A 15182-nucleotide genomic window follows, 5' to 3' on the forward strand; every position below is an offset into this window, starting at 1 on the left:
AGTGAAAATTTTAAAATAATGCTATTGTTGATAAAGAGATAAATCCAGTTTTCAAATATTGAGTGCTGGTCTTTGAGGCTGTTAGGAATTTCCTAACAGCTATTTTTGTGAGTTTAAAATTATTAAAATGGATACACAGTTCGGCCTGTAATAATCTTATAGGCACTGCAAAATTGAGTTTGTGCATATTGTTTAGTTGGTTCATCTAAAGTTTGATTGTTGGATAATGTATGAAAGGAACGTAGTAAACAATTTAAAGCGAAATATAATTCTTCTTGTGAGCAGTTTTTTTCTTTTACTGCTGTTGCCAAAATGAGTTCTTCCGTTAATGTTGAGAAATTAATGGTAGCTTGTCCGATTTGCATTGTATCCTCTCCAATCCTATTTTTTATCATGTATATGTACCATTGGACAAACTATGTCAATTTTATCTCGCTATTTGGGTAGTAACACCCTAACCATAAGGTTCAAAGAGAAGGGAGGGAAAATTTTTTCTATTTGTTAGGAGTAATAATCAGTAGGGGAAGCAGATGGTCCTGTTGGTTAATACTGTATCGTGCCTATTTTTTGAATTTCATTTACCGTATTGAAAGAACTTGCATTATGACTATTAAAATTGGTAAGATTGGGTATAATGATCAGATGGATAAGATTACATAAAGAGAGTTGAAGTATATGGGAGAAATGCAGCGCGAAAAAGTTGCTGTTATCATCGGACCAACTGCGGTAGGAAAGACAAAATTAAGCATTGATCTTGCAAAAGCGTTAAATGGTGAAATCATTAGTGGAGACTCGATGCAAATTTATCGTAAGATGGATATCGGGACAGCTAAAGTAACAACAGAAGAAATGGAAGGAATTCCGCATTACATGATCGATATTAGAAATCCAGAAGATTCATTTTCTGTGGCGGAATTTCAAGAGCTTGTTAGAGGGCATATTCGAGAAATTACGGAACGTGGAAAACTACCCATTATTGTTGGTGGTACCGGTCTTTATATACAATCAGTTTTATATGACTATCAGTTTACAGATGAAGCTGGAGACCTTGTATATCGAGAGAAACTGGAGAAATTAGCGATAGAAAATGGTGTAGAATATATACATAAGAAACTGCAAGAGGTAGATCCAGAAAGTGCGAATCGTATTCATGCGAATAATGTAAGGCGTGTCATTCGTGCTCTAGAAATTTTTCATACGACAGGGCAGAAGATGAGTGATCAACTTGAAAAACAGGAAAATGAGTTATTATATGATGTTTCATTAATTGGCTTGACTATGAATCGTGAAATGTTATATGATCGCATCAACTTACGTGTTGATCTTATGGTGGAACAAGGGTTGGTACAAGAGGTAAATACTTTGTATGAAAACGGAGTTCGAGACTGCCAATCTATTCAGGCGATTGGTTATAAAGAATTATATAATTATTTCGAAGGGCATGTTTCGCTAGAAGAAGCAATAATGCAATTAAAAACAAATTCACGTCGCTATGCAAAACGTCAACTAACATGGTTCCGTAATAAAATGGATGTTACATGGTTTGATGTGACCGACGGTGAAAAAACAACAGAAATTTTACGGTACATAGAAGGAAAGCTGCAACTAAAGTCGAATAATAAGTAAGTAGAGAAAAAGAGGAGGATTCGACATGAAGCAATCAATCAATATTCAAGATCAGTTTTTAAATCAACTCCGTAAAGAAAATACGTTTGTGACGCTGTACTTATTAAATGGTTTCCAGCTTCGTGGACTGATTAAAGGTTTTGATAACTTTACAGTTTTATTGGAAACAGAAGGTAAGCAACAGCTTATTTATAAACATGCTATTTCTACATTTGTTCCACAAAAAAACGTTTCAATTGAATTAGAGTAGAAAAATGTACATAGTAAAAAGAGCGAGAAATTCGCTCTTTTTTATTTATATATTTTAGAAATCCTTTAATAAATACGGAAGATAGAGAGGATGACAGTAGTGTCACCTGTCTCAGGAATGGTAATTGTATTAGTAGTAGATTGGATAGTAATCGTAGTTTTGGCTTTTAAAGTTTCAATTGTTAAAAATGTAATGGAACTTCCAATTGCGTTTGCTGAGAAGTTATCTGAAGGTATGTTGCCATTAATGGAAATGCCAAAGCCAAAAGGAGCTGATCCTGAAAATAATGTTGAAGCTGAAAAGTCAATGATATAAACACCATCTTCAAGAATTGTGATTGTATCTGTTGTATTGAAATGTATGTTATTTATGTTTGATGTAAGGTTAAACTGTATGTTTTGGTTGGGTTCTATAATTTGTGGAAGTGTATTTTTTAGTACAGCTGTAGTTACTGGAAAGTTAAACCCTTGAGGCCCTCGTTCGCCCTGAAGTCCTTGTTCGCCCTGAGGTCCTCGTTCGCCCTGAGGTCCTCGTTCGCCCTGAAGTCCTTGTTCGCCCTGAGGTCCTTGCTCGCCTTGAAGCCCTTGTTCACCCTGAGGTCCTTGTTCGCCTTGAAGTCCTTGTTCACCCTGAGGCCCTTGTTCACCCTGAGGCCCTTGTTCGCCTTGAGGCCCTTGTTCGCCTTGAGGCCCTTGTTCGCCCTGAAGTCCTTGCTCACCTTGAGGTCCTTGCTCACCTTGAGGTCCTTGCTCACCTTGAGGCCCTTGTTCGCCTTGAAGCCCTTGTTCGCCTTGAGGCCCTTGCTCACCCTGAGGCCCTTGCTCGCCTTGAATACCTTGTTCGCCTTGAGGTCCTTGCTCACCTTGAGGTCCTTGCTCACCTTGAGGCCCTTGCGCACCCTGAGGTCCTTGCTCACCTTGAGGCCCTTGTGCACCTTGAGGCCCTTGTTCGCCTTGAGGCCCTTGCGCACCCTGAGGCCCTTGTTCGCCTTGAGGCCCTTGCTCACCTTGAGGCCCTTGCTCACCTTGAGGCCCTTGCTCGCCTTGAATACCTTGTTCGCCTTGAAGCCCTTGCTCGCCTTGAGGCCCTTGCTCTCCTTGAATACCTTGAATACCTTGTTCGCCTTGAAGCCCTTGCTCGCCTTGAGGCCCTTGCTCTCCTTGAATACCTTGTTCGCCTTGAAGCCCTTGCTCGCCTTGAGGCCCTTGCTTACCTTGAGGCCCTTGCTCGCCTTGAGGCCCTTGCTCGCCTTGAGGCCCTTGCTCACCCCGAGGCCCTTGCGCACCCTGAGGCCCTTGTTCGCCCTGAAGCCCTTGTTCGCCCTGAGGCCCTTGCGCACCCTGATAACCTTGTTCGCCTTGAGGTCCTTGCTCGCCTTGAGGCCCTTGTTCGCCTTGAGGTCCTTGCTCGCCTTGAGGTCCTTGCTCGCCTTGAGGCCCTTGCTCGCCTTGAGGTCCTTGCTCACCCCGAGGCCCTTGCTCACCCTGATAACCTTGTTCGCCTTGAGGTCCTTGCTCGCCATGATAACCTTGTTCGCCTTGAGGTCCTTGTTCGCCCCGACGTCCTTGCTCGCCTTGAGGTCCCGTCATTCTAATTGATGCAATTTGTAGTAAGGTAATTTGTAATTCTTCGATTCGTCCAAGGAGTCCTTTCAGTGCAAGACGGTTGACTCTAAATAATTTAGTAATGTACAGTAAAAAGTTTAGTAAGTTTTGTAATTCAATATATGTTGCATTTGCTACAAATGGTTGATTATCCAAAATCGTAATTAAATTTTCGACAATTGCAATGCCAGTTTCTCGTTGCGCAAGTGATAAGTTTAAGCGTTTTAGGAACCCGTTTATTATTTCTAATAGGTTCATAAGTTCTGTTATGTTAGATGGTGTTGGGTTAGAAAATACAGTTGGAATACTATCAGTTAAGCCACTTAAGGTATCAGAGAAAAGTTTCATGTATAGTTCGGGGATAGGAGTATAATGGACTGCTGGGGTACGACGAGGTTGTGTTGGAAAATAAGGTTTTGAAACTTTTTTCGGATTCTCATTAAAGTAAGACATTAAAATGCTCCTTTCTAAGTAAGGTGGTAAAAACCTATCATAGTAGATGCGAGTTGGGTATAAAAAGGAATAGGAAAACGGGCTGTTTATATAAAAAATAGCAAAAACGCCTATTTATGAGGCGTTTTCTTTTTGTCTTACATATTGATAATACCTTTTTAAGGAAATTTTTGATTTAAAACCAATGCGTTTCATTATTTCTTGTTCTGGAATGTGTTGTTCAATTAATCGTAAAATAAAGGTGTTTCGAAAATGCTGGCTGGAAATTCCTTTGCGTAAATTTGCCCTAGCTACCTCAAGGCGAATCATTTTTTGAACTGCTATTTCTGTTAGTGCTTTTGGTGCATCGTTTTCGTACACCCACCGATATGTGTTGCGATTGAAATCGAATGCCACAAATAGGGGATCATCACTATGGTATTTTGGGCGAACTGGTTCAGGGATTTTTTTATAATAGTTATATAGTTGTTGTTTGTCATCGTGAGTTAAATTAATGGTTCTTTCAATACCTGCTACAGCTGGAATAGAAATTGTATTCGTTTCAAAATGAACGTGATGCATATTTAATGACACCAATTCTTGGAGGGATAAGCCGTAGTCAATGAGTAAGTTAACGATAGAAATATTACGATCCATTAATAATGGTCGGACAGGGCGTTGCTTCTCTGATAACCCTTCTAATGAAGTGAGGGTATGTTTTAAACGTTTTTCGTCTTCTTTTGAAATGAAATCTTCATCACGTAACGCGCGATTCGGTTGGATGATGAGTTCCATATCCTTTAATGGGTTTGGGAGGTTTAAAAACTGATATAGTCTATTTAAGACAATAAATACACGGTGCATTGTTTTTTCAGAGTAATTTCGTTTTTGTTTTAAGTCGGAAAAATAATCTTCGTAGTCTTTTGTACAAAGTGTAGCCCATATATTACTAGAGGGAAGTTTTTTATTTTTTCCTAACCAATGACCGAAATCTTCAATATCATAGACATAACGTTTAATGGTTGAAGGTTTTCGACCTTTATTTAATAAAAAGGCAGAAAAAGCTTGTACTGTATCATGAAGTTCCTTTGTTTCCATATTCCCACCACCCTTTTTTCTTATATTATAGCAAATTTTTCTGAAAATAGTTATTTATTGGGGGAGTGGAAATATTAATAATATTATTTGGTGAGTCGATAAAAAGAGGTGATTGTATGGAACAATCGATGCGAAAAAAAAATAATAATCAAATTAATATCGTGTTAAATCACCGGAAAAAAATTTCAGTACCTGCTTCAGAAAAAAAAATGGTAATTTCAAGTGAAACGTCTACGAAGCATGAGATGCTACAGCGGATTGATGAGGAAATGGGTAAGCTTGTTGGGATGGAAGATATAAAAAAAATAATAAAAGAAATTTATGCATGGATTTATGTGAATAAAAAAAGGCAAGAAATCGGCTTAAAGTCAGAAAAACAAGTGCTTCATATGTTGTTTAAAGGGAATCCGGGAACGGGGAAAACAACTGTTGCAAGAATGATTGGGAAATTATTATTTGAGATGAACATTTTATCAAAAGGGCATTTAGTCGAAGCAGAACGTGCGGATCTTGTTGGAGAGTATATTGGGCATACAGCACAAAAAACAAGAGATTTAATTAAAAAAGCCATGGGTGGAATATTGTTCATTGATGAAGCGTACTCGCTTGCGCGTGGTGGAGAGAAAGACTTTGGAAAAGAAGCGATTGATACGCTTGTCAAACATATGGAAGATAAGCAACATGGATTTGTTTTAATTCTAGCGGGATATTCAAGAGAGATGAATCATTTTCTTTCTTTAAATCCCGGCTTGCAATCGCGCTTTCCATTTATTATTGAGTTTGCGGATTATACAGTGAATCAGTTGCTCGAAATTGGTAAGAGAATGTATGATGAACGAGAATATCAGTTATCAAAAGAGGCGGAGTGGAAATTCCGTGATCATTTACATGCGGTGAAATATTCATCACAAATTACATCATTTAGTAATGGGCGCTATGTCCGGAATATTGTTGAGAAATCCATTCGTACACAGGCGATGCGATTATTGCAAGAGGATGCATACGATAAGTATGATTTAATGGGAATATCAAGTGGCGATTTAACGCTTGAAGAAGAGACGCACAGTTCATAAACTGTGCGTTTGCTTTATGAAGGTAAGTGTAATACGTCAGGTGCTATTTTGTGTTTTTTGTTTTTGCTCGTTGTTCTAGTTTGCTTTTTGGACTTGTATCAGCTACATCTGATGCAAGTCCTTGTGGATTAACGCTACTGCTTTGTCCGCGATTACGGTTATTATTTCCTTTTGCCATTTTTTGTCACCTCTATTCTTCTTTAGCTTTTTGTTGATATGCCCTATGATATCGTTCCATTTTTTCACTTTTTTCATGTGCTGATTTTGGATCGAAGTTAATTTGGTTGACTGAGTTTTTTTGAGCTCCTTTGTTTACGTGATTTGTCATTATGTTCACCTCTCTTTAAAATTTAGTATGGACACTATGGACAGAAAAACACGTCAGAAAAGAAAAAACCCTTTACGATATGTAAAGGGGTGAAGTTGCTATTTATGAAGAGAACGCTCCTTATTATCTAAGCGTTTGTGTGGTAAATGCCATTTGTAATGAATAGAGATCATACGGAAGCAAACAATTAAAATGAATAAAATGTACAATGCCCAATCGCTAACAACGATTTTGGCACCGATTAAAACCCCTGCTAAAATCGTCCAAAATGCATACACTTCGGAGCGAAGAACAAGAGGTTTACGGCGTGCTAGTAAATCACGAATGATACCGCCACCAATTCCTGTTAATACAGATGCAACAATTGTAGCGCTAATAGGTAAGTTGAGTTTTTGCGCATAAAGCGCTCCTTGTACAGCGAATGCCGATAAGCCAATGGCATCTGTAATGTTCTCCCAACGTTTCCAGTGTGTAATTAATTTATTTGGAAATAGAAAGATAATCGTCATTGATAAGAGTGCAATTTGAAATAACATATCTTGTTGCCAAAAAGCGCCGATTGGATAACCAATTAATAAATTACGAAGGGCGCCTCCCCCAAAAGCAGTTGCCATTCCTAAAATATATACCCCGAAAATATCGTAATCTTCTTCCATTGCGACAATAGCTCCGCTGAGTGCGAAGGCAATTGTGCCAATGATGCTAAAAATTTCCCATGCCATGAATTTTCTCCCCCGCTAACTAGATGAAATGTGCTTCCTCTGCTATTATATTAGAAGGTTTAAATTTCGAAAAGGATGAGTGAACATATTTGATGGAAGAAAAAGAAAAAGTCATATTAGTTGGCTGCCAATTGCCTCAAGATGATGATGAACGGTTTATGCATTCCATGAAAGAGCTTGCGTCGCTTGCGAAGACAGCTCGTGCGGAAGTTTTAGTATCTACAACACAAAAACGTCCGAAATTTCATCCTGCAACATACATAGGTAAAGGGAAATTAGAAGAACTTGCAGCGCTGACAGAAGAACTGGAACCAGCTGTTATTATATTTAATAATGAGTTAACACCGAGTCAAATCCGCAATTTATCCTCTGTTTTAGATGCAAGAGTAATTGATCGCACACAACTGATATTGGATATTTTTGCTCAGCGTGCGAAATCAAAAGAAGGTAAGCTTCAAGTAGAATTAGCTCAGTTGCAATATACAATGCCGCGTCTTATGGGGCAGGGACTAGCACTATCGCGTCTTGGGGGCGGGATTGGTACGAGAGGTCCTGGTGAAACGAAGTTAGAAACAGATCGTCGGCATGTTCGCTCTCGTATTGATGAAATTAAGAAACAGCTAGTGGTTGTTGTGGAGCACCGAAAAAGGTATCGTGAGCGCCGAAAGGATAATCATGTATTTCAAGTTGCATTGATTGGTTATACAAATGCTGGCAAATCAACGTTGTTTAACAGATTAACAGAAGCTGATACATTTGAAGAAAACCTGCTATTTGCGACGTTAGATCCAACGACAAGAAAGATGCAATTGCCTTGTGGGTATACTGTATTGCTAACTGATACGGTAGGTTTTATTCAGGATTTACCGACGTCATTAGTTGCTGCGTTTCGCTCTACATTGGAAGAAGCAGGTGAAGCGAATGTAATCTTGCATGTCGTTGATTCTGCAGATCCCAATTATGTAGGTCATGAACAGACAGTGAAGCAATTACTACAAGATCTTGAAATTAATCATATTCCAATTATTACGGTTTACAACAAGAAGGATCAATTACATCAAAATTTCATCCCGTTTCCAAAAAGTGAGTTTCTTATGACAAGTGCTTTTGAAAAAACGGATTTATTACACTTGAAAGAATCGGTAGAGATGAAGATGATGGAAGAAATGGAAACGTATAAGGTTATGATTCCTCCAAGCGAGGGTAGACTGCTAACACTTTTAAAAACAGAAACGGTATTAACTGGGATGGAATTCAAAGAGGATGAATTCTTGTATGAGTGTACAGGTTATATATTTGTTCATTCAACATTGAATGGACAATTAAAGAGATTTTTAGTGCAAAAAGGAGAAGAGAATAGAAATGTTTGATCGTCTAAAAAATGGAGAAAGAATTGCTCCTATCGTAAAAGAAGTAGAAAGTCAAATTACAGATATACATAAACGCGTGGATGAGGTAATTGAGAGTAATCAATTCCGTGTATTAGAAAGTTTTCGTGAGCATAAAATTAGTGATTCGCACTTTATCCCAACAACAGGATATGGTTATGATGACATCGGTCGTGATACATTAGAAAAAGTGTATGCTGATGTATTTGGGGCGGAAGCAGGTCTTGTTCGCCCGCAAATTATTTCAGGTACACATGCGATTTCAACAGCTTTATTTGGTATATTACGTCCGGATGATGAGTTATTATATATAACAGGGAAACCGTATGACACGCTTGAAGAAATTGTTGGCGTACGTGGTAAAGGTGTTGGTTCTTTCAAAGAATATAACATTGGTTACAGTGCGATTCCGTTAACAGTTGAGGGGCGTGTTGATTTTAAAGCCGTAGAAGCGGCTATTCATGAAAAGACAAAAATGATTGGGATTCAGCGTTCAAAAGGTTATGCGACTCGTCCTTCATTTACCGTTGCGGAAATTAAAGAGATGATTTCATTTGTAAAGGAAATTAAACCAGATGTTGTTGTGTTTGTAGACAATTGTTATGGAGAGTTTGTGGAAGAGTTAGAGCCGTGTCATGTTGGTGCGGATTTGATGGCGGGATCTCTTATTAAAAATCCGGGCGGTGGAATTGTAAAAACAGGTGGATATATTGTTGGTAAAGAAAAGTATGTAGAAGCTTGTGCATATCGTTTAACATCTCCAGGGATTGGAGCGGAAGCGGGGGCGTCTTTATATAGCTTACAAGAAATGTATCAAGGTTTCTTCTTAGCTCCGCATGTTGCTGGTCAAGCGTTAAAAGGTGCAATTTTTACAGCTGCATTTTTAGAAAAGTTAGGAATGAATACATCACCAACTTGGGATGCTGCAAGAACAGACTTAATTCAGTCTGTTCAATTTGATGACAAAGAGCGTATGATTGCATTTTGCCAAGCGATTCAATATGCATCTCCAATTAATTCACACTTTACACCGTATCCAAACTATATGCCAGGTTATGAAGATGATGTCATCATGGCTGCAGGTACGTTTATTCAAGGTGCAAGTATTGAGTTGTCAGCAGATGGTCCAATTCGTCCTCCGTATGTTGCTTACGTGCAAGGTGGATTAACGTATTCTCATGTGAAGATCGCAATTTGTTCTGCAATTGATGCATTAATTGAAAAAAACCTATTAACAATTTCGTAAGGGAAAGCTGTCGATTTCGACAGCTTTTTTGCATAGAAGAAGGGATTTGTACCATTTTAAAAAAGAATAAAAAAATCATGTAAGAAAAGCTAACATCTATTGACACTAAACATAACATGGTATAAAATGAGAGACAGTTAAGGCGAAGGAGGAACTGAACAATGAAAGAAGATAGACGTTCTGCCCCGCTGTTTCCTATTGGTATTGTAATGGATTTAACACAACTATCTGCACGTCAAATTCGCTATTATGAAGAGCACAATTTAATTTTTCCAACCCGTACAAAGGGAAATCGTAGGTTGTTTTCATTTAACGATGTAGATAAGTTGTTAGAAATTAAAGATTTGTTAGATCAAGGCTTAAATATGGCTGGTATTAAACAAGTGTTACAAATGAAAGAAAATCAAACAGAAGCAGTGCAAACAAAAGGAGAAACGAAAGAAATTTCAAAATCCGAGCTTCGTAAAATTCTTCGAGATGAACTGCAACATACAGGCAGATTTAATCGAACTTCATTACGACAAGGTGATATTTCAAGGTTTTTTCACTAGAAATGACTGATTCTGAAGGTGTTTAGAGGGACTAAGGAGGAATTTATAATGGCAAGGTACACTAGAGAAGATATTTTCCGTTTAGCGAAAGAAGAGAATGTAAAGTATATCCGTTTACAATTTACGGATCTTTTAGGAAGTATTAAAAACGTAGAGATTCCAGTTAGTCAGTTAACAAAAGCTCTAGATAACAAAATGATGTTTGATGGATCTTCTATTGAAGGATTTGTTCGTATTGAAGAATCGGATATGTACTTGTATCCTGACTTAGATACTTGGGTAATCTTCCCTTGGACTGCTGAAAAAGGTAAAGTAGCCCGCTTAATTTGCGACATCTACAATGCTGATGGCACTCCATTTGAAGGTGACCCACGTAATAACTTAAAACGTATGTTGAAAGAAATGGAAGCACTAGGATTTACTGAATTCAACCTTGGACCAGAACCAGAATTCTTCTTATTCAAAGTTGATGAAAAAGGAAATCCAACATTAGAACTAAACGATAATGGTGGATACTTCGACCTTGCGCCGATGGATCTAGGGGAAAACTGTCGTCGTGATATCGTTCTTGAACTTGAAGAAATGGGCTTTGAAATTGAAGCATCTCACCATGAAGTCGCACCAGGACAACACGAAATTGATTTCAAATATGCGAATGCACTTCGTTCATGTGACGATATTCAAACATTTAAACTTGTTGTAAAAACAATCGCACGTAAACATGGTTTACATGCAACGTTTATGCCAAAACCATTATTCGGAGTGAACGGTTCTGGTATGCATTGTAACTTGTCATTATTTAAAAATGGAGAAAACATATTCTACGACCAAAATGGTGACTTACAATTAAGTGATGATGCGCGCCACTTTATCGCAGGTATTTTAAAACACGCGCCAGCATTTACAGCAGTAGCTAACCCAACTGTAAACTCTTACAAACGTTTAGTACCTGGATATGAAGCGCCTTGTTACGTAGCATGGTCTGCACAAAACCGTAGTCCGTTAGTACGTATCCCAGCATCTCGTGGCATAAGTACACGTGTAGAAGTGCGTAGTGTCGATCCAGCTGCAAACCCATATTTAGTAATGGCAACATTATTAGCAGCAGGTCTTGACGGAATTAAAAATAAATTAACTCCGCCAGCTGCAGTAGATCGTAACATCTATGTAATGACTAAAGAAGAACGTGAAGAAGCAGGTATCGTTGATTTACCAGCAACATTAGCACAAGCGTTAGTTAAATTACAATCTAACGAAGTTGTATGTGGTGCATTAGGTGAACATTTACTTGAGCACTTCATTGAAGCGAAAGAAATTGAGTGGGATATGTTCAGAACGCAAGTTCATCAATGGGAACGCGATCAATATATGTCTCTTTACTAAGAGTGAGGGGCCTTGATACTACGGTATCGGGGTCTTTTTTTCTTTCGGGCAATTTTATTGAGCGGTTGTTTGTTTTATCAACTGCCCGATAACTGCCCGGGTTTAATTAAAAAAATTATTCAAGGACATTTCTCATGTGTTCCTCGAATTTATTCATAGCTTCTTTATCTAATTTTTTACTGATGTGTGAATAAACATCAGATGTAATTTGCATACTACCATGTCCAAGACGTTCTTGTAAATATTTCATGCTGACACCAGCTTCAAGTTGAAGTACTGCGTGTGTATGTCTTAATGAATGAATTGGTAAAGGTGGCAGATTCGCTTTCTTTAAAATGATGCTAAGTCAACCATTCAACAGCATTCGGAAGCGCTCGAACTAGCTGTAAATATAAAGCAACTAGAGGGATATGTAAGTGGGGTTGGTTTAAACAATGAACTTCGGAATACTCGTTTCAATCAAGGGACGAAATATTGGGGATTGAGTTCTAAGTTTCCAGCAGTTGTTGATAATAACGTAACACATTTAGGAGATTTTAGTTTAAGATTAGCTGTTACTGGAGAAACCGCACCTGCCTATAACAGCTTTACGTCAAATAGGGTTCCTGTAACACCGGGTGAGGATGTTGTTGTTTCTGCATATTTTTACACTAAAGATATAGCAGAACATGACCGCGGTAAGATTAGAATGGTACCGATTTTTTTGAAGTCTGATGGAACACAATTAAAAGCTGCAACTAACGATTTCGCTATTCCTAATGATACATGGGTTAGACAATCTCACACATTGAAAGCTCCAGTCGATGCAGCTAAAGTCGGTTTAAGAGCATATGTATTACAAAACGGTACTTTCTGGATGGCACATCCTATGCTGCAAAAAGGAGATAAGACAAGTGCATATCATTGATAAGGTCTCTGTGAATGGCTCACAACAATATAAAGTGAAAAATAATCGAGGTAATGTGTATTACATTACTGCTAGTTCTTATTATGTGAAAATTAAATAATTAAGTAAAAAAGTGCACCTCCAATTGTTAAGTGTGTCTAACAATTGGGGTGCACATCATTAATTGAGTCGGCTTTTTTACTATGTATTAAATTTAGCATTCATAAGTAACTCTTTTAATTCTTCTGTAGATAATTTGCTTTCTAACTCTTTACTTAAGTCAAGTATAGAAGTTTTATAATCTACTGCTACTTGTAAACTATCAGTCTTCTTTTTTCTGCATTGTCTTTAGAACAAACTACCCCACTAATTAACATAACTGGCAATGCAACTGCTAATAGTTTACGTTTCATAAACATATACCCCGCTGTTATTATTTGTTTTTATTCATTTCTTTTGTTGCCTTGTCTATTAACTCAGCACCCGTTTTTAAGTCTTCCTTAGCGATTTCAACTATGTCTTTATCTTCTTCCTCTAAACCTTTTTGAATGTTTTCTACCGCGTTCTTTATGTAAATCATTGCTTTTCCTACGTTATGTTGTACTTCATAATCATTTGATGATACATAATCTAGTTTTTCTATCTTGTCTACTAATTCAAAATAAGGTTTAGATAATTCTTTTAGCTTAACCGCTTTCTTCTTCATTGACTTTCTACTATCTAGAAGGTCATCTATTTCTTTAGATTGTTCAGAAAAATCTTCAAGTAAGTATGATACGTTCTTTCTATAGTCTTCTTTCTTATTCTGCTCAACTGAAACTTTCATTGCTTCGTCTTCCTTCTTATTCGTTGACTCACAACCAACCCCAGTTAGAATTAACATTGGAATAGCTAAAGATAATAGTTTACGTTTCATTGTTATATACCCCTTTGTTTGGTTTCTTATTATTCGTTTTACGATTTTGTTAAGCTTAAAATAACTCCAAGTGACTCCATAAGACCGTCACTACCTTCATCAATCAGTTCACCTGACTTATTAATCTTTGTTTCATCTAATGTTGTAAACCCCTCTACCATTATGTCTAGACCTTTATCAAAAGTATATAGAGATTGAGATAACTCTGATTGCAAGTTATCGTACTCTACTGGTGGTTTAATTTCTTGTTTGCTGACTTCATTTCACTTACTACTTGCTTTAATTCATCGTGTGTGTTAAGGAATGTAGGGTCTTTCTTTTCTAACTCACTGAATTTATTTTGTGCTTGTACCCAAACCATAGATATGTTTTGTACTTTTAAAACGTAATCTGTTTTACTCGTTAGTCTACCTTCTTCGTCTGTCTCAAATACCCTTTCGCTTACTGCAATGTTGTTAGACTTCTTTTTCTTATTCGTGTATCTCTTTATTATCCATGTTAGTAGAAGAATAGGTACTGCTATGGACATTACTCTAGCCACTACCGATGTTTCCCCAGTTCCTAAACTAGCTATTGCCCCTGCAAGAGCGAAAAAGAGAGCAGGAACTATGATTACGAACACTAGTATTTTTCGTCCCATATGTAAAACTCCTTTGTTTGAATACTGTTATTGACTATTACCTACGTTTTACTTGACGCATCACGCTACCATCGTCTCCTACCATCTTGTATCCCGTATCAGTAAAGTTCTCCATTTTATAGGTCATAGATTGTTTCATTTCACCAGGTTCAGCCTTTTTGCCGTCTTTTACATATTCGTCTATTGTCAATGTCATTTCTCTCGTGTCTCCATTGTAAGACCATTTTCCATCCATATGTGAGTTCTCATAAGGTGTGTTGTCTACATCATCAAATATAGTGTATGTACCATCTTGACGGAACTCTGTTCCTTTAGTGAATTTATCACCAACATAACTACCCCATTCACCTACTATTTCTTTACCGTCTTTTGATAAAGGGATAGCGTCAGGTCTTTTGGTATGTTCTACAGCTTCCTCAATTGGTTTCATACCTTTTTCTAAGTAGTCATTACCTTTGTACATTAAGTCTTTTAATTGCTCCGTCTTATTCTTTGTTACAGAACCACTTTTTGCTAGACTTAATTGTGTGTCAATCGCTTCTTTATAACAGTCTATTGCTTTTAAAACAGATTTGTGTTGTTCTTCAAACTCTTTTGGTGGGTCTATCTTGTAAAACCTAACATATATTTCTTGTAACCCATCTGCACTTTTTAAGATTTTCTTGTTTTGCTCTTTTACATCCTTGTCTTTTCCTTTTGATACTTCAGTTAGTTCTTCCATCTTCAACTTTAACTCATAATGTAAGTTTGACATACGAGAAGGGTATGCTTCGTTCGATAACTTTTCCTTGTCTTCTTCTTTTACTTCTATCTTTGCTACCTTTGTGTCTGCTTTCTTCTCTATATTGTCTGTTCCGCAACCCCCTAGTAACATGATTGGAAGTGCTAAACTTACTAGTTTCTTTGCTTTCATTATGTATCCTCCTTTTAGGAAGTATTGTAATTAATTAACATATTGTACCATAACATAAATTATATAAATAAGATATAAAGATTTTCCATCCTTAAGAGAAATTTTGAGTGTTTTAACAATATGAAA

Annotated in this window: 19 protein-coding genes and 3 pseudogenes; 9 read left to right on the top strand and 13 right to left on the bottom strand. The window is 37.4% G+C overall.

Going from position 1 to position 15182, the window contains the following annotated elements; translation table 11 throughout:
* Positions 1–122: 122 nt before the first annotated feature.
* Positions 123–359, bottom strand: a complete 237-nt coding sequence (locus CN288_RS04785) for a hypothetical protein (protein WP_026592630.1) — start codon at positions 357–359, stop codon at positions 123–125.
* A gap of 316 nt (positions 360–675) precedes the next feature.
* Here CN288_RS04785 and miaA point away from each other — a divergent pair, with 316 nt between their 5' ends.
* Both miaA and hfq read left to right on the top strand, forming a co-directional pair.
* Positions 676–1626: a tRNA (adenosine(37)-N6)-dimethylallyltransferase MiaA gene (gene miaA / locus CN288_RS04790; protein ID WP_026592631.1), complete on the top strand. Its 951-nt coding sequence runs from the start codon at positions 676–678 to the stop codon at positions 1624–1626.
* A gap of 25 nt (positions 1627–1651) precedes the next feature.
* Positions 1652–1876 carry an RNA chaperone Hfq gene (hfq, locus tag CN288_RS04795; RefSeq protein ID WP_000813896.1) on the top strand — a complete coding sequence of 75 codons (225 nt, stop codon included), beginning with the start codon at positions 1652–1654 and terminating at the stop codon, positions 1874–1876.
* Positions 1877–1941: 65 nt separating this feature from the next.
* Here hfq and CN288_RS30175 read toward each other — a convergent pair whose 3' ends face one another.
* The 4 genes and pseudogenes from CN288_RS30175 to CN288_RS04805 all read right to left on the bottom strand — a co-directional run bounded on the left by CN288_RS30175 (position 1942) and on the right by CN288_RS04805 (position 5010).
* Positions 1942–2292 carry a Gly-Xaa-Xaa repeat protein gene (locus CN288_RS30175; RefSeq protein WP_441296546.1) on the bottom strand — a complete coding sequence of 117 codons (351 nt, stop codon included), beginning with the start codon at positions 2290–2292 and terminating at the stop codon, positions 1942–1944.
* A 32-nt stretch (positions 2293–2324) separates the two neighbouring features.
* On the bottom strand, positions 2325–3398 hold the full coding sequence (locus CN288_RS04800) for a hypothetical protein (RefSeq protein ID WP_217994254.1): 1074 nt from the start codon (positions 3396–3398) through the stop codon (positions 2325–2327).
* Between the two features lie 94 nt (positions 3399–3492).
* A pseudogene (locus CN288_RS29275) lies at positions 3493–3933 on the bottom strand (collagen-like repeat preface domain-containing protein); the annotation flags it as partial.
* A 114-nt stretch (positions 3934–4047) separates the two neighbouring features.
* The gene (locus tag CN288_RS04805) at positions 4048–5010 is read right to left on the bottom strand and encodes a tyrosine-type recombinase/integrase (RefSeq protein WP_026592633.1); all 963 of its coding nucleotides are present in this window, start codon (positions 5008–5010) and stop codon (positions 4048–4050) included.
* Positions 5011–5126: 116 nt separating this feature from the next.
* On the opposite strand from CN288_RS04805, the gene spoVK reads away from it, so the two are divergent.
* Positions 5127–6083: a stage V sporulation protein K gene (gene spoVK, locus CN288_RS04810; protein ID WP_026592634.1), complete on the top strand. Its 957-nt coding sequence runs from the start codon at positions 5127–5129 to the stop codon at positions 6081–6083.
* Positions 6084–6126: 43 nt separating this feature from the next.
* Here spoVK and CN288_RS29420 read toward each other — a convergent pair whose 3' ends face one another.
* From CN288_RS29420 to CN288_RS04815, 3 genes are all read right to left on the bottom strand, one after another.
* Entirely contained in the window at positions 6127–6261 is a 135-nt protein-coding gene (locus CN288_RS29420) for a hypothetical protein (protein WP_001051869.1), read from the bottom strand.
* A 12-nt stretch (positions 6262–6273) separates the two neighbouring features.
* Positions 6274–6411 carry a hypothetical protein gene (locus tag CN288_RS28615; RefSeq protein WP_176527644.1) on the bottom strand — a complete coding sequence of 46 codons (138 nt, stop codon included), beginning with the start codon at positions 6409–6411 and terminating at the stop codon, positions 6274–6276.
* A gap of 98 nt (positions 6412–6509) precedes the next feature.
* Positions 6510–7133, bottom strand: a complete 624-nt coding sequence (locus CN288_RS04815) for a trimeric intracellular cation channel family protein (RefSeq protein ID WP_026592635.1) — start codon at positions 7131–7133, stop codon at positions 6510–6512.
* 92 nt (positions 7134–7225) lie between these two features.
* Here CN288_RS04815 and hflX point away from each other — a divergent pair, with 92 nt between their 5' ends.
* The 4 genes from hflX to glnA all read left to right on the top strand — a co-directional run bounded on the left by hflX (position 7226) and on the right by glnA (position 11701).
* Positions 7226–8503 carry a GTPase HflX gene (gene hflX / locus CN288_RS04820; protein WP_026592636.1) on the top strand — a complete coding sequence of 426 codons (1278 nt, stop codon included), beginning with the start codon at positions 7226–7228 and terminating at the stop codon, positions 8501–8503.
* Positions 8496–9767 (top strand): methionine gamma-lyase family protein, encoded by a 1272-nt coding sequence (locus tag CN288_RS04825; protein WP_026592637.1) that lies wholly within the window; start codon positions 8496–8498, stop codon positions 9765–9767. Before hflX ends, CN288_RS04825 begins: the two co-directional genes overlap by 8 nt.
* Before the next feature lie 161 nt (positions 9768–9928).
* Positions 9929–10318, top strand: a complete 390-nt coding sequence (gene glnR, locus CN288_RS04830; RefSeq protein WP_000656778.1) for a transcriptional repressor GlnR — start codon at positions 9929–9931, stop codon at positions 10316–10318.
* Positions 10319–10366: 48 nt separating this feature from the next.
* Positions 10367–11701: a type I glutamate--ammonia ligase gene (gene glnA / locus CN288_RS04835; protein ID WP_026592638.1), complete on the top strand. Its 1335-nt coding sequence runs from the start codon at positions 10367–10369 to the stop codon at positions 11699–11701.
* Between the two features lie 115 nt (positions 11702–11816).
* Here the strand turns inward: glnA and CN288_RS04840 are convergent.
* Positions 11817–12044, bottom strand: a pseudogene (locus CN288_RS04840) (tyrosine-type recombinase/integrase); the annotation flags it as partial.
* Positions 12045–12182: 138 nt separating this feature from the next.
* On the opposite strand from CN288_RS04840, the gene CN288_RS04845 reads away from it, so the two are divergent.
* Together CN288_RS04845 and CN288_RS04850 are read left to right on the top strand one after the other, a co-directional pair.
* Positions 12183–12608 carry a hypothetical protein gene (locus CN288_RS04845; protein ID WP_026592640.1) on the top strand — a complete coding sequence of 142 codons (426 nt, stop codon included), beginning with the start codon at positions 12183–12185 and terminating at the stop codon, positions 12606–12608.
* Positions 12601–12708: pseudogene (locus tag CN288_RS04850) on the top strand (N-acetylmuramoyl-L-alanine amidase); the annotation flags it as partial. The gene CN288_RS04845 and the pseudogene CN288_RS04850, both read left to right, overlap by 8 nt.
* A gap of 312 nt (positions 12709–13020) precedes the next feature.
* On the opposite strand, the gene CN288_RS04860 reads toward CN288_RS04850, so the two are convergent.
* From CN288_RS04860 to CN288_RS04870, 4 genes are read right to left on the bottom strand one after another with little or no spacing between them, the layout of a single operon-like run.
* Positions 13021–13503, bottom strand: a complete 483-nt coding sequence (locus tag CN288_RS04860) for a hypothetical protein (protein ID WP_026592641.1) — start codon at positions 13501–13503, stop codon at positions 13021–13023.
* 38 nt (positions 13504–13541) lie between these two features.
* Entirely contained in the window at positions 13542–13718 is a 177-nt protein-coding gene (locus CN288_RS30180) for a hypothetical protein (RefSeq protein WP_231503951.1), read from the bottom strand.
* A gap of 11 nt (positions 13719–13729) precedes the next feature.
* Positions 13730–14143 carry a hypothetical protein gene (locus tag CN288_RS04865; protein WP_231503952.1) on the bottom strand — a complete coding sequence of 138 codons (414 nt, stop codon included), beginning with the start codon at positions 14141–14143 and terminating at the stop codon, positions 13730–13732.
* Between the two features lie 37 nt (positions 14144–14180).
* Complete coding sequence (locus CN288_RS04870; RefSeq protein ID WP_098301844.1) at positions 14181–15056, bottom strand: DUF3994 domain-containing protein; 876 nt, start codon at positions 15054–15056, stop codon at positions 14181–14183.
* Positions 15057–15182: the final 126 nt, after the last annotated feature.

This window comes from Bacillus sp. AFS023182 (assembly GCF_002560575.1).
Classification (GTDB): Bacteria; Bacillota; Bacilli; order Bacillales; family Bacillaceae_G; genus Bacillus_A; species Bacillus_A arachidis.

Coding starts and splice junctions, on each gene's coding strand:
- hfq (WP_000813896.1), top strand. CDS start 1,652: ATGAAGCAATCAATCAATATTCAAGATCAGTTTTTAAATCAACTCCGT.
- CN288_RS04865 (WP_231503952.1), bottom strand. CDS start 14,143: ATGGGACGAAAAATACTAGTGTTCGTAATCATAGTTCCTGCTCTCTTT.
- CN288_RS04860 (WP_026592641.1), bottom strand. CDS start 13,503: ATGAAACGTAAACTATTATCTTTAGCTATTCCAATGTTAATTCTAACT.
- CN288_RS29420 (WP_001051869.1), bottom strand. CDS start 6,261: ATGGCAAAAGGAAATAATAACCGTAATCGCGGACAAAGCAGTAGCGTT.
- CN288_RS04870 (WP_098301844.1), bottom strand. CDS start 15,056: ATGAAAGCAAAGAAACTAGTAAGTTTAGCACTTCCAATCATGTTACTA.
- glnR (WP_000656778.1), top strand. CDS start 9,929: ATGAAAGAAGATAGACGTTCTGCCCCGCTGTTTCCTATTGGTATTGTA.
- CN288_RS04805 (WP_026592633.1), bottom strand. CDS start 5,010: ATGGAAACAAAGGAACTTCATGATACAGTACAAGCTTTTTCTGCCTTT.
- CN288_RS04800 (WP_217994254.1), bottom strand. CDS start 3,398: ATGGCGAGCAAGGACCTCAAGGCGAACAAGGTTATCAGGGTGAGCAAG.
- miaA (WP_026592631.1), top strand. CDS start 676: ATGGGAGAAATGCAGCGCGAAAAAGTTGCTGTTATCATCGGACCAACT.
- glnA (WP_026592638.1), top strand. CDS start 10,367: ATGGCAAGGTACACTAGAGAAGATATTTTCCGTTTAGCGAAAGAAGAG.
- CN288_RS04815 (WP_026592635.1), bottom strand. CDS start 7,133: ATGGCATGGGAAATTTTTAGCATCATTGGCACAATTGCCTTCGCACTC.
- CN288_RS28615 (WP_176527644.1), bottom strand. CDS start 6,411: ATGACAAATCACGTAAACAAAGGAGCTCAAAAAAACTCAGTCAACCAA.
- hflX (WP_026592636.1), top strand. CDS start 7,226: ATGGAAGAAAAAGAAAAAGTCATATTAGTTGGCTGCCAATTGCCTCAA.
- CN288_RS04825 (WP_026592637.1), top strand. CDS start 8,496: ATGTTTGATCGTCTAAAAAATGGAGAAAGAATTGCTCCTATCGTAAAA.
- spoVK (WP_026592634.1), top strand. CDS start 5,127: ATGGAACAATCGATGCGAAAAAAAAATAATAATCAAATTAATATCGTG.